We start from the raw sequence: 20748 nt of genomic DNA, 5'->3' as shown, positions 1-20748 counted from the left end.
TCTATCCCCAGAAGGAGGTTTGTCCATGCAAGACATCAGACGTAACAATGTAGATCGATTTACCGGCTTTGGTGCGTTATACGACCAAAATCGCCCTTCTGCTCCCACCGAGGTTGTAGAGATTCTAACGACGTACTTAGGTCATAAACCGCGTATGGTTGCAGATGTAGGCTGTGGAACAGGGTTATCCTCATGGATCTGGCTTCATGAAGCAGATCGTATTATCGGTTTTGAGCCTAGTGATGATATGAGAACAGTTGCCGAGTCCAAATGGGAGTCTGCAGGAAAACCGGATAACCTTCGATTTGTGTCTGGCTTATCGCATGAGCTTGGCTTACCTGACGATAGTGTTGACATACTTACCTGCTCACAGTCCTTTCATTGGATGGAACCTCAGTCAACGCTCTCCGAATTCGCTCGTGTGTTACGACCGGGAGGCATCTTCGCCGCTTACGACTGTGACTGGCCTCCAATACTGGATTGGCAGCTTGAACAGGCATACCAGCAATTAGTGCTCACCGCAGACAACCGCGCATTGCAGCTATCAAGCCCAGAGAGTCAAGCTTATAAATGGAGCAAAGACGGACATCTAGGGCGGATTCAGCAATCGGGATTGTTCCGCTATGTTCGTGAGATTGTGTTCCACCATCGCGAAACATTCGACGCAGAGCGTTATGTCAATCTGGCGCTTAGTCAAGGTGGATTGCAAACTGCTCTGAAGCTTGGCGCAGAGGAGGTTCGGACTGCCGCAGATGAGTTTAGACAACTGGCAGTGAAGGTATTTGATGGGCACACCAGATCAGCTTTATTTTCTTATCGCATGCGCCTAGGAATCGTATAATTTTATAAACGTTATTATATAAATCTATTGAATAAGGACGGATGTACAATGCAGGAATTGAAGCAGGATCAGACACTAATTGTGAATACGTTGGAGAGTTATTTTGACACCCCACATCGGGATATCTTGATGTCTCTTCCTGCCAAAACGGATGTGGAGGATTATGGAGTACCTCATAACATGCAAGTAGGTGAAGTTGATGAAGAGGGCTGGGTTCGTTGGGAGATGATACCCTCTACGGTAACTGAAGAACAGGTTCGAAAATTAGAACAATTGCATGATATTCCTAATCCTGTACCTCCATTGTATCTTGCCTACCTTACGACCCGACATGTTCTGAATGTATATTTGCGTTATGATCACTTCATGATTGGGCTCCCGGACTTGCCATCAGACAATCCATTGCGGAGTTTACATACGTTATGGGAAGCTTGGGAGCCCTTGATTGTGCAGGGGTATATTCCTTTTGCAACCTACGAAGATGATGCAGGACCTGTGTGTTGGGATATCCAGAATCCCACGAAGGATGAGGATTATGCTGTTGTTTGGTTTGACCACGAGGCTCTGGTTGGGCAGCCATCATGGACTCGTGCACAGCTTGCACCATTAGTACAACCTTTATTTCCTTCATTTCGAACGATGCTAACCTCTCTACATTCATCATAAATCGAAGGAATGATGTGGCTATGCAAGCTTATATCCAACAAGACTAATTGTTATAGTGAACACAGCATAATGTTCTGTTTGTTCTAATACAAATCCCCGAGTGCTCTCTTCTTGCTGAAAGAGAACATCCGGGGATCATCACTTTTAAGTGCGTGTTCAAAAAGGATGGTTTTCAGTACCGAGAAGATGGGATGAAGATAGAAATGGAGTAGCGGAGCGTAGGCAAAACTACGTGAGCAACTACATGTTTCCGAAGGAAACAAGCTTCGTAAGCATCCACTTATTTCGGCTGAATTCCATATTCGATGCTGAGATGCCGTCAGGCATTCTTCGTAATCAAAAGCGGACTTTTTGAACAACCTCTTTAAGAGGAGAACAGCTTATTCATCTGATCTTCCTGCACATTCAAAGCGAGCACTAACTTCGAAGGATCTTGCTTGGAATATATGACGTTAATGATGTGCCCTTGTTGTACCTGAGGCAGTGCCGAAGATAATAACTCCTTTTGTGTAGTAACGTTAAATGACTCTCCATTCGTCTTTGTCACACTTAGTGTAAGCTGTAGCTTCATTTTCCCTTCACTTGCTCCCCCTAATGGGGTAACGTCGAGGATTTTGGCCATTGCTTTCTCGCCTGTACGAGCGATATCCATCATCTCGGGAGACACGCCCTCCTTGATCATTTTCTCATTCAGTAATTCCTGCATATCCTGCTGCGACAATTGTCCATTCAGATCCAACCCGACCTTACGTTCATCCTTCTCCGAAACAAGTAGTGGAATGAAGCCGCCTGGCTGGAATTGCGCCATCGAAGTCAACGGAATGATTGTTTTAAACTCCGTATCATATTTCTCATGTCCCTTGCGGGATACCGTAACACCCAAGCGAACTTCAGGTTGCTCGTTAATATATGTACCCGTCTGTTGTATACTTGTGATGACACCAAGGGCAGGTATCCCGGTCTTCACACGGCTTCTGCCGAAAATAGCACTTAGAATTGAAGGAACAAAAACCAACGCAAATCCCGTATAGATTGCAGGTCTATACCACCAAGCCTGCATCGTAATAAACGGATCATTCCACAACTTTTCTGCCAAGAATGGCGAGAACCCAACACCAAATACAAGTAATAACCCAATAAGTCTCAAAAACCCTACCATAAGTACCACCCTTTCAATATCTATGTCTAATTGTTAAACGTACTATTATTTTAGTTCATCCCAGCATTTTGTTCTCACTAACGTCCTACTTATCAACCTAGCTTGGTAGTAGTCCCATATAGATTAATTCAGATGGATTAGCGGGATTCTGACCTAACCCAACACGATCCCCTACCCGTGGAATCTGCATCTTCGATACTAACGTCTCCAGTGTTCGTTGATATGTAGTCCCATTCGTCTCAGTCACATCCAGAACCAGTATAACGATCGGGTCGAAGTTGATTAGTTTCCCGGTATCCGTAGCCGCTACCACGACAGCAGTCGCTGTTAAAGGAAGTGAACCACTCGCACCTAATTGTGCTTGCTTCGCTGAATGAATGCTCTGGTTAATTGCCTCCCGATGTTCTTTAGATACCAGCCCCTTCATCATCATGCCAGTAAGTCCTTTGTTCATGACCTTGTCAGCCTTTGCAATCGCATCTTCCTGTTTGTTCTTTCTACTGAACCATCCCATGGTGAGCACCTCTTTATTTGTGTTATTTGTTATATATTAAGTATAAACATAACGACATGCTCTTGAATACACTTCGGAGTACATACAAAAGAAACGACGAATGAAGAGATTTACCCTTCGCTTTCTCGCTCATTATGATACCTATTTCTTGATTCTCACAATAAAAGAGATGATAATCCTAACTTCAATTTATCTTTCTGCATATTTTTTTGCGTACGTGTCCTAAAGAGATGTTAAAATTATCAAAGTTTGCAAACGAGGGGGAGCAATATGAAGAAATTATATTTACTCAAGAAGACAGAAGTGGCTTTCTGTACGCGGTGTCTCTGCTAGAAAACAACCAGATTAAGCTGGGGTTCACACCCAATTCACAGGGTGGGCACTATTACATCCACAACGAAGAATTAACAACTCAAATACAAAGACTACTAGAGGATGGGAACCTCACCAAAAATGATCAATAGAACACATCAAGATAGCTATACTTAAGCAAATTCATCTATAGTACACCAAGCATAGGACAGCCGAAAGATTAACCAAGCTATCCTATGCTTATTTTCTGTTGATCGATCAGAAAGATAACTCGACAAGAAATCTTATTTATTGCGTAGCAGATAAACAAGCTTACGATAATACACTGCTGCTTCCTTATACTTGCGCTGATCCTCCGACACAACCGCTAACCCTTCATATAAATGCTCTAGCCTTAGTGCATGCTGTGCCGATTCAAAATAAGGTAGACATGCCAAAGCTCGTTCCATAAATACGCCTTGATCCCCATGTGCTAGTGCAAGTTGACTTTGATAGAAGATTCCGCTCATCTGTTGATCCTGCGTCGTCGCACAGTGCAGCAGTTGATCCACACTTAGAGCAAGCATACCCCAATCTTTACGAGCTAAGGCGATTTCACAGCGATAAATGAGAATAAGCGGCTTCATGCCGTACTGTGTCTCTTCTGGCTCCTGTTGCAACAGTGATTCGAATCTTTCAATCTCGCCCATGGCCTGATCCAGCTCACCCATCATCGTCAGCATGACGATCCGGTTGTTCGCAATAGCGGTCATCAGCTCCCCCTGATTGCTGGTGTACACCAAGTTCGCCTCCGCCATCGTCAGCGCTGAAAGCGCCTCTTGCACAAGACCCATAGTGAAGCAATATCCACTATAAGCTACATATAGTCCAGATAAACGATGAAATAGTCGCTGATCTACGACATGACGCATCGTCTGCTCAAACACTTGCTTCGCCTCTTCATACTGCCTAACCTGAATGTACGCTTCCATCTTAATATTCTGCACTGATAACCAAAATTCGCTTCCTTGAGGAAGCAACGAACTAAGTCGGGTCGCATGTGTGAGAACATCCACAAAAGCATGTTTAGAACGATAATATTGTATTTTGTAGTATAACAAGGCCTTGTATAACGGACGTGGGAGATCCGAATCATCCGGACGACCGTATTTCTCCAGATAAAAGTTCAGGTATGAGCTATGTATATATTCATGTGCGGATGCATCATTTAATTGCTGATAATAGACTGCCTTCATTAAGGCAGTGGTTAACTCCACCGTAAGTGTATCATCCCGGTCATCCAATGCATGTACCTGCTCCTCTGGGATCGCCGAGGCAGCAACCGACAACTGGTCAAAGATCGCTTCGGCACGCGAAAGTGTCTCTTCATCCTGCGCAGCAGCAAGTAATAGGTACGATGGCTGCACCCCTAACCGCTCTGCGATGGCCTCTGCCAAGTCTTCGGGAAGTGCATAGCGTTCTGCCAAAATATTAGCAAAGTGTGCCTGGGTAACCAGGCCATCCACAAGATCTTTGCGCGAGACTTGTTTCTTTTTACTTAGAAATTCAATTCGTTCCTTGAGCATAATTTTATGTATCCTTCCTATTATTCTGACAAATGAAATGGATATATGATCATCTTCATGTTATGTACTATCATCGCAAACTCAAACACCGAATGCCACACTATTCCTAAAAATGAATCAAACGGTTTCCGTTTCGGAGCCAATTGTTTTACAATAGGGAGGTATGTAACATTTGAGCTGAACATGAAAGGATGCCAATATATGATTATTAAACCAAGAACACGTGGTTTTATCTGTACAACCTCCCATCCTGTAGGCTGTGCTGCACAGGTACAGGAACAGATTGAATATGTAAAATCCCAGCCTGAAATTAAAGGCCCGCGCAATGTGCTTGTCATTGGTGCTTCAACCGGTTATGGACTAGCTTCACGTGTGGTCTCTGCCTTCGGAGCAGGTGCCAATACAATCGGGATTTATCGCCCTAGCACGTCCACAGACAAACGTACGGCCTCCGCAGGTTGGTACAATTCTGCCGCTTTTGAGAAAGCAGCCGAACAAGCCGGTCTTCAATCGTACAGCATTACAGGTGACGCATTTGCAAACGAAACGAGAGAGAAAGCTGTTGAATTGATCCGTAGCGAATTTGGTCAAGTCGATCTCGTAGTATACAGCGTAGCTTCCGCACGCCGTGTTGATCCAAATACAGGTGAAGTGTTCAACTCCGTTCTGAAACCGATAGGACAATCGTACACCAACAAAACGGTCAACTTCCATACAGGTGAAGTTAGTTCAGTTACCTTGGAGCCTGCTAGCGAAGAAGAGATTCGCCAAACCGTAACCGTAATGGGCGGAGAAGACTGGGAACTGTGGATGGATGCATTGCAACAAGGTGGCGTGCTTGCTGATGATGCTACAACGATCGCGTTCTCTTACATCGGACCAGAGCTTACACAAGCCATCTACCGTGAAGGTTCAATCGGCCAGGCGAAGGATCATTTGGAAGCGACAGCGCACAAGCTGAATGATCGTTTGAGAACTACGGGTGGTCGTGCTTACGTTACCGTTGCCAAAGCACTCGTTACTCAATCCAGCTCAGCTATTCCGGTGGTACCGTTGTATATCTCTGCATTGTACAAGGTCATGAAAGAAAAAGGATTGCATGAGGGCTGCATCGAGCAATTACAGCGTCTCTTCGCGGATCGTCTGTATGCAGGTGGCGATGTGCCAACCGATGAACAAGGTCGCATTCGTATTGACGATTGGGAAATGAGAGACGATGTGCAAGAAGAAGTTGCGAAGATTTGGAACGAGCTGACTACAGATAATATCTATGATTTGTCTGATCTCGAAGGGTACCGTAAAGAGTTCTTCCAACTGTTTGGTTTCGAAACCGACGGCGTAGATTACGAAGCAGATGTTGATCCCAAGGTAGAGGTTCCACACCTACGCTAGCTCTTACTTTATGATATGTTAACTCTTAAGGGGAGTCTTACGGCTCTCCTTTTTTTGTATCACTTTTCAACAACTCAACCGGGCCAAAGCAAAATAAAAAGAAGCACCACCATCCTGGATCCGCTTCTTGTGTTTGACCTTTTGTAATTTTTCTTGTTTCGTGGGCATGATGCGAACATGCTGCGAGATTGCACCATAATCTTTGTTGTTTCTTCTGCTTTGTTCTGAACACCATTGTCCTGCAAGCTCTGCTTTACGTAATGCCTTTTGTGTTTGGGTTCGTGCCATGATGACAACACACTCCTTGAATTGGGATATCCCCAATATATCATGTGTATCAGGAGAATGTGAAGGCATGAATGCCTGAGAGGCGGATTCTTACCGACACATTCAACAAAGTATTATTCTGTAGACAGGAAGCCAATTTTTATTTGGCTGCTTTGGTCGCTTTCTTTTGCCGGGATTGCCACGTTTCAATTGGTTCGTGATCCTCTTCCTCAATTAATTCCATCGCCTCTTCGATTCTTCTCGATTTGAACAAGGTAATTAAGTCCATTAGATCCTCTCGATCCAGTAACTTTACTCCATTCACAGCAGCGAGTGTTCGGCACGCCTCCGTGTATCTAGCCGATGTCAATACGATAGAACGATCTGCTTCATAATAACGCATGGATGTAAATATCTCCTGTACAGCACTTAGCCCTACAGGATGGTTAGCCCCATATCGCTTCGCTTGAATGACATTTCTTCGACCCAATCTGTCCGTAAATACGAGGTCTGCTCCAAAATCTCGGCTGCTTGTCGTCTTGTGCACCTCATCATATCCCATCTGTTGAAATAAATGAAATAGATACAGCTCGAATTCCGATCCATCCTGCATTTTATCAATGTCTCGAATTGTAATTTTGCGGGGATTAGCCTCTCTACGTATGCGCTGCCCTCGCCCAATAATACGGCGAATAATCCATACGAATATGAGTAATGCAGCAATACAGCCGATGACCCAGATGGTCCAATTTTCGTTCCAATTCATGTCTGTTCTCCTTGTCCATTCCCTTATAGAGGTTGTTCAAAAAGTCCGCTTTTGATTACGAAGGATACCTAACGGCATCTCAGCGTCGAAGATGGAATTCAGCCGAAATGTCCGTTGCTCACGTAGTTTTCCCTACGCTCCGCTACTCCATTTCTATCTTCATTCCATCTTCTCGGTACTGAAAACCGACCTTTTTGAACACACACTTATAAAATGATGCCAAATCTATGATTCGTCTTCGCCACCGGACTAAATATATCAAACTTCCACCTCGGCCGAAAGAAGATGAATTCCTTGTAACCGTCAAAATTCTGCAAACAACTACAATTACCTATTTATATCGATAAAAGGTTACAGCCCATTAGGTTGAATTCAACTTGCTATAAATGGTAGAATTCAACAATCGGTTCTATTCGAACCGAAGAAAGGTGGTTTATAACTTGCATACACTTAGCGAACGAAATACCAAAACATGGGCTGCCCTCATCCTTAGCGGCATGCTCCTCTTCAGTATGAATACACCAAGCTATGCAGCAACAACAACTTCAACGGAAGCGTTAACCAAGCCTTCATGGACGTCCTCATCGCTCATGCTATCTGAAGTGAACGCTCAGGAAGATGTTAGAATTAAGGATATACACGCGGTGCCTTCCAAAAATCTCGTGTATGTGCACTCTTATCAGCCTGTAACCAAAATTAATAGCAAAACGACGCTGGATTGGAATCTGGACTCACTTCAGGCACTGGATGCTACAACAGGTAAACTGAAGTGGAACGTTATTTTCCATGAGAAAAGTGGCCCTTATACTACATACTCCAATTCGTTGTACGCCGATAACGGAACAGCCTATGTATACATGGAATATTCCGATGGAACGAAAAAAGTATATTCTTACAATACGTCTGGAAAAACAAATTGGGTCAAAACGGTAAACGCGCCATCTGACTTATATCTAATGAATAATGGCACGATCATGATTGCTTCCAGCACAGGTCCTCTCTCAAATGGTTCTGTTCGTTCATCCATTTCACTTTATGACGCCAAGGGCAAGCTAATCTCAGCGAAAACCATCAATGGTGCTGTGCTAAAAGCAGGTCATGACCGCATCGTTGTAGATGCTAGCAAGCAGACCAAGGTAGGTAACTACTGGCAGCAAGCAGCCAATCCGAAAGTGGAAATTTATGATCTCACATTGAATCGTCTTTCCTTCTATCAATTCCCTGCGAACGCTAACACACTCGGAGACGGTGGCGGCGAATCGCTGGCAATTCTGGAGGACGGCTCAGTCATTATGCGCGCTAATTTCGACAATACAGGCAATAAACTCATGGGCTTTGGTTCAGATGGTAAACTCGCTTGGGGTCGATCCATTGCCGGCAATGCTTTCGTGCAAACGGCAGGTAACGGATATACCGTGTTTACAGGACAGAAGCTTGAGCTGTATACGATGAAAGGTAAGGTAACAGAGCGTATGTTTAAAGATAAGCAAGATGTGCTCACTGTCGTTGACCAAACGCAGGATGGAAAATATAAGATTGATTTTGCTAACACAGGATACATCCTTGATCCTACTACCTTGGAGAGCATTCACGAATATACATTTACCTCATCTCCTGAAGAGATGAAGGGTTACTCCACCTATACGGATGATATTATATATATCTTCAAGGACGAGTCATTATCCAAATATGACGGGTTGTCATAAATATAAGGGTGATTCAAGAGCCACAATTGCAAAAAACCGCTTTCTCTTTACTGTGAGAAGCGGTCTTTTGTTATGTGCTAACTTAACTTTCATATAAAATTTAATAACTTTTATTCTATTCAAATGTGTCTCTATCTATTGCGTCATAAAACTTATTCTAAAGACACATTGTCTGTTCTTGGGATTCACGAACGGACAATGTGTCTTGTGTATTCAAATTTAAGTGTAATTTCACTTTTGCTATTTATTGATTTGAATAGGAATTTTCCATCTCTTCTTAATCACCTAATTCTACAACATCATACGCAAATCCAGCACTCAACCATGGACTCAAATCCGGTGAACCACTGATTGCAGTTATTCCAATAGTGTTAGTACCAGCTACGAAATGAGATGCTGGGATGTAATAAGAATAAGTTACATTGTTTCCACGATAAGTGCCGATGGTTACATCCCTTGAATTAGGTTGGAAGGAAGCAGATGGATTTTTGAGGGCAATATCATTTATACTCACCTTCGGACGACCGCCATTATATGCTGTTGTAATTCCAATCTTAAGCATGTGAGGGGAAGCAGCCTCTTCAGCACTTAGTGTAAAATTAATTAATGTTGGATCGTTCGCTCCGCGAAACTGTATAGCTGGAAACTGATCAACCGGGTTCCCTATGGTGTAGGCTAATGGCCCCCAGTTTGCATTGCGACGATCAGAAGGATGTTGAGAGGTTATCATCTGTCCGTTTAAGAATTCAGTTGGCGAACCATCCCAAGTACCAATACGCCAGACGTATGGTGTTGTGCTTGGATCATTATCAATACTTCTCTCATTGAGAAACGTAGTTTTATTCTCTCCTGCTACCGTAACGTTGTCCTCGCTATATACAGCTAATTCACCTTTATAAATTTTCATAGTATAAATGCCTGGTTTCATATTATACATAGCTGTTGTACCTGATGTGGACGCTGTAGTCCAATATTGTGCATCTCTATTTGCAAATCCAACTGTATATGTATAACCGGATTCCATACCCGAAATATTATTTAAAACAACGTTTCCACGAGAATTAACCCACCCCGTTAATCCTAGAGAAGACATCCATTTGAAATCCGGGATACTTGGGGTAGATCCATTTGTAAATATTAGAGCATACGGTCCATGTAGTCCCACCCTGAAATCCTCTGTCTGCGCATGACCAGAATTCATATAATTATAGACCTCAGTGTCTGCTGCTCTCTGAAACTGGATATCCCTGAAAAAAGGGCCTCCAGAGCTAGTTTCACGGTTACCATAAGCCATAAACACCCCAAAATTATTCCCCGTTGCACCTTGAACATTTAAATCTTTAGCCTGTTCATTACCATAGAACTTAGAAGCAGAATAGCCGTTTGAGAAACCGTAAATATCTTTACTTTCAATAGCTCCAGTATTATCCCAAAGGTCTGCGTTAGTGGGAATATCTGTGAGAATATCACTGTTTCCACGGAATATATAACGTAATTCTCCTACGCCAGGCTGAGCAGTAGTGTACGTAGCCATATAAATTATATTTTCACCTGAACGGGAAACATAATAATGAGTAAGCGTATCTGTATCTACGGTAATTATTACAGTTCCACCTGATGGTGATTTCACCCAACTAACTGTAGTACCCCATAGTCCAGAGTTGATGTGAGAAGGTTTAGATCCCGTTAACTCAGTCCCATTTAAAAGGGCTGATATCATGTTGCCGTTATTCTTGTCAATGGTATACTCTAATCCCGCTCCAGTATTCACAACAATTTTAGATCCATTTTCGATAACATTAATTGGAGCTGCTGATGCAGTTTCTTCTGGAACAAGCAATACAAATACAAAAATAAACGCGGCTAACACAATGGATGTAGCTTTCATTAACTTCTTTGTTTTCCTAATCTTATTCATTATTTATCCCTCATTCTTCATGTATAGTATAGGTTGTTCATCGTCCAAGAAATTAGGATCATATTCTCGTGGCTTAAGCAAAGTTCTTTACAATGCATGCAACACCTCAAGTCCCTTCACTATGTTCATCACATCCCTACCTAGTCGAAAAGTAATTCTCCTTTCTTGGTTTTTGACCATATGACTGAATTGGTTCAATGGTATTTATTAATCTAGTACCTATATCGGAACTGTTTAACTAATCATTAAGAAATAATTAAAAAATACTACATTAGTCCTACTTTACATAAAGAGTATAACAAGCTAGAGGTTAGAAACCGTGTAGGTGAAAATAATCTGTCTATAGCTGTTGTTGAGCTAAAAAGAAAACGACTGTTCCCATGTAATTTATTCATCAGACTATGAGAAAAACGTAACCTTGAACACCGAAGAAATCCGCCATTAGACACCATTGACGTTCGCCGGCCTAAGAGATATATTGTGGAATCAATAATTCCGCTATCTTCCTTACGGCATAGAAGCTGTGGTCGCATAAAGTTATGCGTTTTTTTGTTAATGAAGTAACCACTAATTTATCCTATCGATGAAAACAAAAATCCAGGAGCGTCCCAATCGGAACTCCTGGATTCTTGCTTTTCGTTATTCTCAGATTTATCACGTTCAGTTTACCACGACATTATTTCCAGTTCTCTTCAATGAATTCATCACGGCCAGATATCGCACGGTCTTCTTTATAATGCTTCTCGTTTTTCTTATGATAGTCTTGATGATAGTCCTCTGCCGGATAGAACACTGCTGCATCCCGAATCTCTGTTACAATCGGTTGATTGAATCGACCACTGGAAGCTACAGCCTGTTTGGATTGTTCTGCAAGCTCACGTTGGCGTTCATTATGCACAAAAATAGCCGTCCGGTACTGTGAACCTCGATCCCGGAACTGCCCTCCATCATCGGTAGGGTCAATCTGAGGCCAATATAGCTCCAGTAACCGTTCATAAGGGAATACCTCGGGATCAAATGTGATTTCTACCACCTCGACATGCCCTGTCTCTCCCGTTTTGACCTGTTCATATGTTGGATTATCGACGTGACCGCCGGTATAGCCGGAAATGATACCATGTATGCCCGGTTGCTCTTCAAACGGTGTAACCATACACCAGAAACAACCTCCAGCAAATGTAGCTTTCTCCACTCCACCTCATCCTTTCTAATTAAGCAACACACCCTAACAAATTATAAGAAATACATCTATCGAAGTAAATAACATAACAAACAAGAGGTTGATGCAAATCCACTATTGTGGACTTCCATCAACCTCTTCGTAAGCATCCGTTATGTGATCGAGCCCTTGCGTTACCCACTACACATCTTCAAGTGTGTTTACAAGAATTCGCCATATCTCGAATATCGTTACCCGCGGCTACGACCCATAGAACGGAAGATCAAGCTCACGATGGCTACCAGTACGATCGCACCGATTAATGCTGGTACGATGAAGAATCCGCCCATTTCTGGACCCATATCTCCCAGAATGACTCCACCTAACCATCCACCGATGAAACCAGCTACGATGTTACCAATTACACCGCCGGGAATGTCACGACCAACGATAAGTCCTGCCAACCATCCAATGATACCACCGATAATTAATGACCATAACCAACCCATATCATTCACCTCTAATTAAAAGTTTTTGTTGTTGTCTGTCTACTATTAACCGCTACGGAAGCATTTAAACACCTAGACGAAATTTGTTGTATATTACCTTATTTCCATAACACTCATTTCTAGGTTGCTACCCACGACGGTATCGGATTCATTTTCGATATAACTTCCGGTAACTGATTACTTACACAGCAGAGCTGTTTTGTACCTCCCGAAAGTCATTGTATGTCTTACCAGACAACCTTAGTATAACCATTTGAGATTTATAATATTTTGGGCGTTATCCGATCATCATTCTCCAACAGGATACGGGCAGATCAATAAAATCCAGCACGTCCTTTTCCAGGCTGCGTCATCCAATTATGCTTGTGGCTCTTGTCCAACTCACCACGCATGGCTTGAATGATCTTCATCGCATCTGCCTCTCCGTTCTGGTGCCATTCCAATGCCGTACTTACATAGAGTTCCCCTAGCTGTGCCAGTGAAAAGGAATCCGTCAAACGCGCTGCTTCCTTTGTGCCTTCCTCACCAGCGAACACTGCGAAGCCCCGCTGCTGCAAATATTGCAGGCGTAGCGCCTCGTCTGGCATTGGAATCTCGTACGCTCGGTCGAAACGTCCGGCACGGTTCATCAGACCTGGATCTATTTTTTCTGGATAATTCGTTGTCCCAATTAAGAAAATCCCTTCTTTGGACGTAGCGCCATCCAGTGTGTTCAGGAAAAATGAACGCACCTCCTCCGGCATGGAATCAATATCCTCAATAATCAGCACCATCGGTGCTAAACGCTTCGCCGCGTCGAACACATCACGTACTGATTCACTATTTGTGTACTCCGTGATCTGCCAATATGCGGCAGGCCCTGGAATGCTTCCCGCAATGGATTTCACCAGTGTCGTCTTACCGTTACCCGGATGGCCATAGAGGAGAATTCCACGTTTGTAAGGGATATCGTAATCCCGATAGAAGGAGCGATCCGCTTCGAAGAACTGATCCAGTGAGCGGAAAATATCTTGTTTGATCTGAGGCGATAATACCACCTCATCTCTGGTCACTGAACGAGTAATCGACTCTGAATGACGGTCACTGCCATTGCGCGCATCGGTGTATACCGTTACTTTTTTCATATTTTGCTGTCGTTCACGCTCACGTACACTGCCCAGAAATTGCTTCAGCTCTTCTTCTCCGATGGCAAAAACAAAGTCCTCGTTATATATCCCATTTTCCCTGAAGAAAGGGATACGTACAAGCGCCACGCCCCAGCTTGGATAAGCAAATACATTGTTGCGGATGGAGTAATGCACGCCGTAAGATGGCACATCTCCCTCGTCGTCATAATGTAATGTGCGCAGTTCCAAATCATCGAAAATTCGAGCCACAATCTCTACTTCAGGATTATCCGTGCGTAGATCCTCTCTCAGCAGATCCCAATATTCGCTATTGGGATCATCGCTCGCAAACAGCTCGTAGCGAGTTCCGTATCGCACATAGAGCGCCTCTGAAATGCCGCGAATGAGACGTGCATATGCTGAGTATCCTTCAATTCGACCATCATTATGCTCATCAAAGGCATAGATCGCTCTCGGTGAATTCGTTTGCTTCACATGTTCCTTGTGTACTGTCATTATTTAGCTCCCTTCACAGCGGCAAGCGGTTTACATTTGGCAACAACTTGAGCCAACCCCGCGCCGGTAACACTATCAATAATTTCATCAACATTTTTATAAGCCTGTGGTGATTCATCAATAATCGATTCTAGTGAACGCTGATTGACAACAATCTCATTCTCTGTACCTACACCCAGCGCGCGTTCAAAATCCGCCAAAGTGACTAGCCGCTTCGTTGCATTACGTGAACGGATTCGTCCCGCACCATGACAGATAGAATAGAAGTTATCTACTCCTTGCGATTGACCAACCATGATATATGAAGCTGTGCCCATGGAGCCTGGAATCAGCGCAGGGTGTCCAGTGGCGAGATATGGCTTCGGATTATCAGGATGATGCGCTGGCAATGCACGTGTTGCCCCTTTGCGATGTACGAAGACTGAGCCTTGATCTGGATGGGATTCTTCCCAAGCATAGTTGTGCATCAGATCATACAGTGTACGGAATTCGCACTTGGATCCGAACACTTCTCGGAAGGCTTCACGAATGGAGTAAGCAATCAAGTGACGATTCACCACAGCGTAGTTTAATGCGGAATACATCATATTCACGTAATGGCGTCCTTCGGCATGCTCCAGTGGAGCAAAGACCAGTCTTGGGTCAGATGTTCCGAGCCCGTTTCGTTGCATCATTTTGGCGATTGCTGATGAACTGGTCTGACTTATATGCCCTCCCCAAGTGCGAGAGCCGGAATGGATCATCACTACAATTTGTCCGTCAACTAACCCCCATGCTTCAGCAATATCCCGATTTTCCTCGGCGATCTCAATCGCTTGAATTTCGGCAAAATGATTCCCCCCGCCCAACGTACCTAGCTGACGGTGGGAACGATGCCATGTCATGTCTGGGACAAGATTCAGCACTTCTTCATCAAATGTGAACTTACTGCTCTCCACATGGGTAATAGACGTAGACTTCTTAGGGGTGTAACCGTCCGGTATATATTTCTTCGGTAATCCATGTAATCCTTTGCGAACAATGTGCTCTAATCGAATGTCAGAATAATGCCCTCGCTGGTTCGCTTCCATAGGCAGTACCTTTTCAATCGCTTTAACGAGTTTTCGGCGTAATTTTACATCTTTCAAATCATCTTTATGCAAATTGGTCATATGTACCCTCATGCCACAGCCGATGTCGCTGCCTACAATCGAGGGAGATACATACCCATTGTTCGCATCCCATACTGCTGTTGTTCCAATGCATGTACCTACACCGACATGTACGTCAGGGGTATAACTCATATACGAAATTCCGGGGATTTGCAAATTGTTATTGGCCATCTCGAACACTTTATAGTCCAGAGAGGAGAATAGCTGTTGTGCGGCATATACTGTTAGATCCCCCGCCGGCAACTTGACCTCATGCCGGTATCCGCCCAAGGAATCATTGGCATCCGCAAATAAATTAGGTTGTGTATTCATAAAATTGGTTTATTCCTTTCATTTATCCGTAAGTTTTAAACATTTTTTAACATTGCCGTAAGATCCAGATTCGTTGTCCCTCTTCTGCAAAAGGCACAAAAAAGAAGCCATGGACAGAATGCCCATGACTTCTTCATCACCATAATGGAAAACAGTTACAGCTTGAAGAAGCTGCGACTCTAGTTTCCATCGCTAAATTAGCGGAGAACAGCCTATCCATACCGAGTCATTCTGACTCTTCACAGATACGCTCCTTCTCCTATGTTGCCCGTATGAGGCCGATGAGACAATGAGCTGCATATGCAATTGTGTGTGTGCTGTGTTGTGATTTCTGTTGTTTGTAGTTCCAATTGTAGACCAGCGTCATGACTCGCGACCTCCCTTCGTAAATGATATATACAATATTAAGCGGATTTCTTTCCGTGTGTCAACCCTATTCTTGGAAATTGAAATAAGCGCTACTATTAGAAACCGCATCAAAAGGTGTAGCTTATCGACATGATACATAACAAAAAGGCAGGACCCGCTGTAAGCGAATCTTGCCTTTGTCCGATCTATTTCACCTGTTATTTCAACGAAACTCAAGCTTACTTTCCTGCTTGTTGCTCCAACTCTTCGACCGGATTTTCGTTCTCTTTTTCCGGTACTTTGGAAGAGAAGAACCAGCCACAAACGGCAATTGCAATCAGGACGATATAGAATCCAAACTTCCAAATTTTATTTTCTGGAAAATGCTCATCCAGTACGCCCAGAGAAGGGTGTGCAAGTGTGATAACTGAAAGTTTAACCCCAACCCAACCTACGATAACAAAAGCAGCTACTTCAAGACCAGGACGGGAATGCAGCAATTTAACGAAGAAGGAAGCGGCAAACCGCATGATCACTAGACCAATGAATCCTCCCAAGAAAATAACGATAAACTGACCGCCGTCGAGACCACCAATTGGTGCTAATCCACTTGGCGGCAACGCAACAGCAAGTGCAACCGCGGCCAAGATGGAGTCTACAGCAAATGCAATGTCCGCAACTTCCACCTTGAAGACTGTCATCCAGAAGCCCGATTGTTTCTTCGGTTTCTTCGGTGTTTGATCAGCAGCTTCATCGGTTTTGTTACGACTACCTAATATCTTCTTAACGATATGGTTGATGGAGATATACAAGAGATACAGCGCACCAATCGCTTGAACCTGCCACACATCAACGAGGAACGAGATTAGGAACAATGATCCCAAACGGAATATAAATGCTCCTAACAAACCATAAAACAACGCCTTTTTGCGTTTATCATCTGGTAGATGTTTAACCATGATCGCGAGCACCAATGCATTATCTGCTGCCAGCAATCCCTCCAGGACAACTAAGACGGCAAGTACCCATCCATACTCCAATAATAATGACAACTCCAAAATTGACTCCTCCTTAGTATCCTTATGATGTACAAAAAAAAGGACCTTTACCATCGCTGGTAAAGATCCTTTTTATCCACAAAAAGAGACCTTTACCCAGCATAAAAACTTGGTAAAGGTCTCGCTAACAACAAATTGCTGCCAATAAAGCCGGGGATAAATCCCGAATTGACGACTTTACTGTGAAAGCTACTCCCCTTTAACATCAGGATATGTAGTTTTTAGATGAAACAGGCTTCAATAACCTGTTCCCATCATATTCATAACGTTAATTAAAGTCAAGCTTTATTTAACGAACCATTTTGCGAAAAACCACAAAGTCATATACAAAATTCCCGAACGGAACAAACGAAATGAAGAATAGCGCCAATGATCGGCGTATACGCCATTTTTGCGAAGTATGCATGCTGACCACAATCAGCAGATACATCAAGAAAAGAAAACCATACAGATTACCAAACCATGTAACAGCCTGCGGCATAATCCCGGCATTCTTCAATGGAAAAGCAACAAAAAGCAATAACAAATAAGAGAGTCCCTGCAACCACAATAGCAATCGAAAGCGACCCATTGTTGAATGTAACATGTCTTTCCTCCTGGCTTCATACCTATACCTGAATACGATCTCATATTCAATACCATTGCATCCAACCAGTATACCACATTAAACATCGCTTACTCCCAACTACGCTCGGTGGGAATGTTATCCATAACATAAGCTTTTGAACCAAAAGCCTTATTAGCACATAGGATATGACGAAGATTGTTTACGCTGGAGGGACAAGGAGGAGACAGGTTGATGAAAATAGCTATGGTTGCACCGGAAAAACTTCCTGTACCTGGAAACGGATCCGTCGAGATCTGTATCTTAGGTATCGCTCGCGAACTCGCCCTCCGGCATGAAGTTACCATCATTAGTCGTGAAATGTCAGGTCTGCCCACAACGGAATATACTGAAGGACTGACCATACGGCGTTTGCCTGCCACCCATACGGAGCAATATACCAAAGCTGTTATACGTTTATTGAAACACCATACGTTTGACCTGATTCAAGTCGACAACAGGCCGCGCTGCATGGCTGCCATCAAACAAAACCTTCCTCATACCCCTGTGATCCTCTACCTCCATTCTCTTACGTTCGCACAGCCAGGATCAGCACGTCTCGCGTTGATGCGACAGGCCGATCTGATTGCTGTCAACAGCCTCTCACTCAAACAACGCCTCAGTCGTCGATTCCCTCAATTAACAAGTCTCATGTCCGTTATTCCATTAGGTGCGGATCTGGAACGCTTCAAGCCTGCTACATTGATTGAACGACAAAATCTCCGAACGGAGTTTAAACTATCAGATTCTTTCTGCGTCCTCTATGTTGGCAGACTCATCCCTGGCAAAGGGATTGATGTCCTGATTCGTGCAATAGCACTTCTACAACAACACATATCGGTCAAACTCATTATTGCAGGCAAAGGGCCACCCCAATACGTTCGCAAACTACGTAGATTAGCCAAAAAAATGAATGTACGTGCTTCTTTTCGCGGTCAGATTGCGCATAGACGAATCGATCGTTTATACCGAGCGGTGGACTGTCTTGTGTGTCCCTCCCAGCAACATGAAGCTTTTGGTCTGGTGAACGTTGAAGCTATGGCCTCATGTATCCCAGTAATTGCTTCAGACAATGGAGGGATACGCGAGATCATTGAGTCTGGGCACAATGGTTATTTAATACATCCATATCGTGAGCCAGAGCCTTTTGCTACGATCCTGTATAAGCTAGCCGATAATCCTGCCCTGGCACGTACCTTGGGAGAAAATGGAAGAGCACACGCCGTTTCCAAGTTTAGCTGGGAGCGTACAGCTCTACATCTGGAAGCTGCCTATACTCGGCTGATTCGCGAATAGATCTGCCTATTGCATCAAGAGACTAGCCAGACGTTCACAATGAATAAAGGCTTGATAGATCAAGCCTTTTCTCGTGATTGCCAGCCTGTTATAAATGTATCCATATGTGGTACGGGAACCTGTACAATCTCAATTAGCTCTACGATAATCATGTCCTTCATCGCAAACCTTACCTTTGCGCAGGTCTGTTGACTGAAGATGTCATAGAAGTCTAAACCTGTCCAACAGCCGTGAGGGGTCAGATAAGGATCGTTAACGATGTATCCTACCGTTCCAATCGGGGGAATGACGACTTTAATTGCATGTCGATCTCTACGATTATCAGGATCCTTGACCAGAAACAATATGTCTCCTACATGCAAAGCCCCAACACCATGATAGTGTTCCATCCCATACATGGCCGCGAATAACTCTTTACTCATGAATCATACTCCTTTACATGTTCTCTTCATTTCACATGGGAGCTTAGGCTTCCCGATCATAATGCTTCAACCATTGGGTTAATTGATTACGAATTGCCGTCCGGAATTCACGGGGCTCTAACACCTCTGCTTGAGGCCCGAATTGATACAGCCATTTCAAAAATTCACGACTGCTGTTCAACGTCACTTCGAATAACAACCCACCATCAGGCAAATCTGTCATACGTGGACGAACAAACATCTCCTCTTCTTTTATGTAAGGGGCTATTTTATCCGTGAATCTGACTTTGAAATGGATATGTTCGTCCCCACGATCGATAGACCATGTATGCTTCATGTACTGCGTTATGTTGAAATCACTTTTGTCAAAATGATGGTTGACTCGAACCACGTCAAGAAATCGACTAATTCGAAATAAACGCACTTTTTGCATCAAATGACAATAACCAATGAGATAAAAGCGTTGATCACGCGGTATAAGATAATAGGGGTCAATGTCCCGAATAGTGATTTCATTTTTCGTCAGTGCATGGTACTTCGTTCGAATCGTTTGTTGATGAAGAATAGCTTCAATAATCGGAATCAACAAATTGGGATCTTTACCTTCTTCCCGATAGGCAGGAGTGCCCATACGAATAATACCGGCAATATCTTCCACAATTTCACTGCTTTTTGCATTCGATCTGGAATGAGCAGACATCACTTTATCAAACGCAGAATCGAATTCAAGAGGCAACTTAGAGGTATCCACGACAGACGGAAGCATGGAGAAAACCATCGCTTCCTTTTCCGTAAAATCAAGAGGATACATGGAAAATCCCCCAATAAAACGGTAACCTTTGCCATAACCTTCATTTGTTATAGGGGCAACCCTGTCCAAAATCCGTAGGTCACGATATATTGTGCGTACCGTTGTATTACATTTTACAGCCAATTCTTTGGCTGTAATACCGGGATTTGCTTGTATAGCCTGAAGTATACGTAGCAGACGAATTAATTTCTCTGTCATGTAGTTTCTCCCCTTCGATACTTTATCGGCAAGGAAAACTAGTTCCTTTAGTACACTGGTAAATCTTTAGACCCAATTATTTTTCGCAATTTCACCACTAGCATCTAGTTCTCTTGCACTTATAACGCTATTCCAATATACATTCTCTTACT

19 protein-coding genes are annotated in these 20748 nt (G+C 43.5%); 5 read left to right on the top strand and 14 right to left on the bottom strand.

Annotation, left to right across the window (positions count from 1 at the left end):
- Positions 1–25 precede the first annotated feature (25 nt).
- Both J2T19_RS12620 and J2T19_RS12615 read left to right on the top strand, forming a co-directional pair.
- On the top strand, positions 26–841 hold the full coding sequence (locus J2T19_RS12620) for a class I SAM-dependent methyltransferase (protein ID WP_307216153.1): 816 nt from the start codon (positions 26–28) through the stop codon (positions 839–841).
- A 48-nt stretch (positions 842–889) separates the two neighbouring features.
- Positions 890–1507: a hypothetical protein gene (locus tag J2T19_RS12615; RefSeq protein ID WP_307216151.1), complete on the top strand. Its 618-nt coding sequence runs from the start codon at positions 890–892 to the stop codon at positions 1505–1507.
- A gap of 364 nt (positions 1508–1871) precedes the next feature.
- Here the strand turns inward: J2T19_RS12615 and J2T19_RS12610 are convergent, their stop codons facing one another.
- From J2T19_RS12610 to J2T19_RS12600, 3 genes are all read right to left on the bottom strand, one after another.
- Entirely contained in the window at positions 1872–2666 is a 795-nt protein-coding gene (locus tag J2T19_RS12610) for a hypothetical protein (RefSeq protein ID WP_307216150.1), read from the bottom strand.
- A gap of 97 nt (positions 2667–2763) precedes the next feature.
- Positions 2764–3180, bottom strand: a complete 417-nt coding sequence (locus J2T19_RS12605; protein ID WP_056701385.1) for a hypothetical protein — start codon at positions 3178–3180, stop codon at positions 2764–2766.
- 596 nt (positions 3181–3776) lie between these two features.
- Positions 3777–5057: an XRE family transcriptional regulator gene (locus J2T19_RS12600; RefSeq protein ID WP_307216147.1), complete on the bottom strand. Its 1281-nt coding sequence runs from the start codon at positions 5055–5057 to the stop codon at positions 3777–3779.
- Positions 5058–5258: 201 nt separating this feature from the next.
- On the opposite strand from J2T19_RS12600, the gene fabV reads away from it, so the two are divergent.
- Positions 5259–6449: an enoyl-ACP reductase FabV gene (gene fabV, locus J2T19_RS12595; RefSeq protein WP_307216145.1), complete on the top strand. Its 1191-nt coding sequence runs from the start codon at positions 5259–5261 to the stop codon at positions 6447–6449.
- A gap of 66 nt (positions 6450–6515) precedes the next feature.
- Here the strand turns inward: fabV and brfA are convergent, their stop codons facing one another.
- Together brfA and J2T19_RS12585 are read right to left on the bottom strand one after the other, a co-directional pair.
- Complete coding sequence (gene brfA, locus J2T19_RS12590) at positions 6516–6737, bottom strand: ribosome rescue factor BrfA (protein WP_307216143.1); 222 nt, start codon at positions 6735–6737, stop codon at positions 6516–6518.
- Between the two features lie 139 nt (positions 6738–6876).
- Complete coding sequence (locus tag J2T19_RS12585) at positions 6877–7482, bottom strand: restriction endonuclease (protein ID WP_307216141.1); 606 nt, start codon at positions 7480–7482, stop codon at positions 6877–6879.
- A 440-nt stretch (positions 7483–7922) separates the two neighbouring features.
- On the opposite strand from J2T19_RS12585, the gene J2T19_RS12580 reads away from it, so the two are divergent.
- A complete protein-coding gene (locus J2T19_RS12580) occupies positions 7923–9188 on the top strand; it encodes a PQQ-binding-like beta-propeller repeat protein (RefSeq protein WP_307216139.1) in 1266 nt (421 codons plus the stop codon).
- A gap of 277 nt (positions 9189–9465) precedes the next feature.
- On the opposite strand, the gene J2T19_RS12575 is transcribed toward J2T19_RS12580, so the two are convergent.
- From J2T19_RS12575 to J2T19_RS12545, 7 genes are all read right to left on the bottom strand, one after another.
- Positions 9466–11106 carry a rhamnogalacturonan lyase B N-terminal domain-containing protein gene (locus J2T19_RS12575; protein WP_307216137.1) on the bottom strand — a complete coding sequence of 547 codons (1641 nt, stop codon included), beginning with the start codon at positions 11104–11106 and terminating at the stop codon, positions 9466–9468.
- A 676-nt stretch (positions 11107–11782) separates the two neighbouring features.
- Positions 11783–12298 carry a peptide-methionine (S)-S-oxide reductase MsrA gene (gene msrA / locus J2T19_RS12570; RefSeq protein WP_307216135.1) on the bottom strand — a complete coding sequence of 172 codons (516 nt, stop codon included), beginning with the start codon at positions 12296–12298 and terminating at the stop codon, positions 11783–11785.
- 218 nt (positions 12299–12516) lie between these two features.
- Positions 12517–12774, bottom strand: a complete 258-nt coding sequence (locus tag J2T19_RS12565; RefSeq protein WP_056701367.1) for a GlsB/YeaQ/YmgE family stress response membrane protein — start codon at positions 12772–12774, stop codon at positions 12517–12519.
- 314 nt (positions 12775–13088) lie between these two features.
- Positions 13089–14396, bottom strand: a complete 1308-nt coding sequence (locus tag J2T19_RS12560; RefSeq protein WP_307216132.1) for an AAA family ATPase — start codon at positions 14394–14396, stop codon at positions 13089–13091.
- Positions 14396–15859: an RtcB family protein gene (locus tag J2T19_RS12555; protein ID WP_307216130.1), complete on the bottom strand. Its 1464-nt coding sequence runs from the start codon at positions 15857–15859 to the stop codon at positions 14396–14398. Before J2T19_RS12555 ends, J2T19_RS12560 begins: the two co-directional genes overlap by 1 nt.
- Before the next feature lie 587 nt (positions 15860–16446).
- Complete coding sequence (locus J2T19_RS12550) at positions 16447–17265, bottom strand: TerC family protein (RefSeq protein WP_260865769.1); 819 nt, start codon at positions 17263–17265, stop codon at positions 16447–16449.
- A gap of 289 nt (positions 17266–17554) precedes the next feature.
- The gene (locus J2T19_RS12545) at positions 17555–17851 is read right to left on the bottom strand and encodes a DUF3817 domain-containing protein (protein WP_307216128.1); all 297 of its coding nucleotides are present in this window, start codon (positions 17849–17851) and stop codon (positions 17555–17557) included.
- Between the two features lie 213 nt (positions 17852–18064).
- On the opposite strand from J2T19_RS12545, the gene J2T19_RS12540 reads away from it, so the two are divergent.
- Entirely contained in the window at positions 18065–19165 is a 1101-nt protein-coding gene (locus tag J2T19_RS12540) for a glycosyltransferase family 4 protein (protein WP_307216126.1), read from the top strand.
- 59 nt (positions 19166–19224) lie between these two features.
- Here the strand turns inward: J2T19_RS12540 and J2T19_RS12535 are convergent, their stop codons facing one another.
- Positions 19225–19587 (bottom strand): HIRAN domain-containing protein, encoded by a 363-nt coding sequence (locus J2T19_RS12535; RefSeq protein ID WP_307216124.1) that lies wholly within the window; start codon positions 19585–19587, stop codon positions 19225–19227.
- 43 nt (positions 19588–19630) lie between these two features.
- A complete protein-coding gene (locus J2T19_RS12530) occupies positions 19631–20596 on the bottom strand; it encodes a helix-turn-helix transcriptional regulator (protein ID WP_307216122.1) in 966 nt (321 codons plus the stop codon).
- Between the last annotated feature and the right edge of the window lie 152 nt (positions 20597–20748).

Origin of the sequence: Paenibacillus tundrae, assembly GCF_030812775.1 — a bacterium.
Classification (GTDB): Bacteria; Bacillota; Bacilli; order Paenibacillales; family Paenibacillaceae; genus Paenibacillus; species Paenibacillus tundrae_A.
Note: the sequence above shows the minus strand (reverse complement) of the source record. Positions and strands in the feature narration are given on the sequence as shown.

Excerpts from the sequence above, each read along its gene's own strand:
- J2T19_RS12585 (WP_307216141.1), bottom strand. The coding sequence starts at position 7,482 with ATGAATTGGAACGAAAATTGGACCATCTGGGTCATCGGCTGTATTGCT.
- J2T19_RS12555 (WP_307216130.1), bottom strand. The coding sequence starts at position 15,859 with ATGAATACACAACCTAATTTATTTGCGGATGCCAATGATTCCTTGGGC.
- J2T19_RS12600 (WP_307216147.1), bottom strand. The coding sequence starts at position 5,057 with ATGCTCAAGGAACGAATTGAATTTCTAAGTAAAAAGAAACAAGTCTCG.
- J2T19_RS12615 (WP_307216151.1), top strand. The coding sequence starts at position 890 with ATGCAGGAATTGAAGCAGGATCAGACACTAATTGTGAATACGTTGGAG.
- J2T19_RS12610 (WP_307216150.1), bottom strand. The coding sequence starts at position 2,666 with ATGGTAGGGTTTTTGAGACTTATTGGGTTATTACTTGTATTTGGTGTT.
- J2T19_RS12605 (WP_056701385.1), bottom strand. The coding sequence starts at position 3,180 with ATGGGATGGTTCAGTAGAAAGAACAAACAGGAAGATGCGATTGCAAAG.
- J2T19_RS12565 (WP_056701367.1), bottom strand. The coding sequence starts at position 12,774 with ATGGGTTGGTTATGGTCATTAATTATCGGTGGTATCATTGGATGGTTG.
- fabV (WP_307216145.1), top strand. The coding sequence starts at position 5,259 with ATGATTATTAAACCAAGAACACGTGGTTTTATCTGTACAACCTCCCAT.
- J2T19_RS12540 (WP_307216126.1), top strand. The coding sequence starts at position 18,065 with ATGAAAATAGCTATGGTTGCACCGGAAAAACTTCCTGTACCTGGAAAC.
- J2T19_RS12535 (WP_307216124.1), bottom strand. The coding sequence starts at position 19,587 with ATGAGTAAAGAGTTATTCGCGGCCATGTATGGGATGGAACACTATCAT.
- brfA (WP_307216143.1), bottom strand. The coding sequence starts at position 6,737 with ATGGCACGAACCCAAACACAAAAGGCATTACGTAAAGCAGAGCTTGCA.
- J2T19_RS12620 (WP_307216153.1), top strand. The coding sequence starts at position 26 with ATGCAAGACATCAGACGTAACAATGTAGATCGATTTACCGGCTTTGGT.
- J2T19_RS12545 (WP_307216128.1), bottom strand. The coding sequence starts at position 17,851 with ATGTTACATTCAACAATGGGTCGCTTTCGATTGCTATTGTGGTTGCAG.
- J2T19_RS12560 (WP_307216132.1), bottom strand. The coding sequence starts at position 14,396 with ATGACAGTACACAAGGAACATGTGAAGCAAACGAATTCACCGAGAGCG.
- J2T19_RS12575 (WP_307216137.1), bottom strand. The coding sequence starts at position 11,106 with ATGAATAAGATTAGGAAAACAAAGAAGTTAATGAAAGCTACATCCATT.
- J2T19_RS12530 (WP_307216122.1), bottom strand. The coding sequence starts at position 20,596 with ATGACAGAGAAATTAATTCGTCTGCTACGTATACTTCAGGCTATACAA.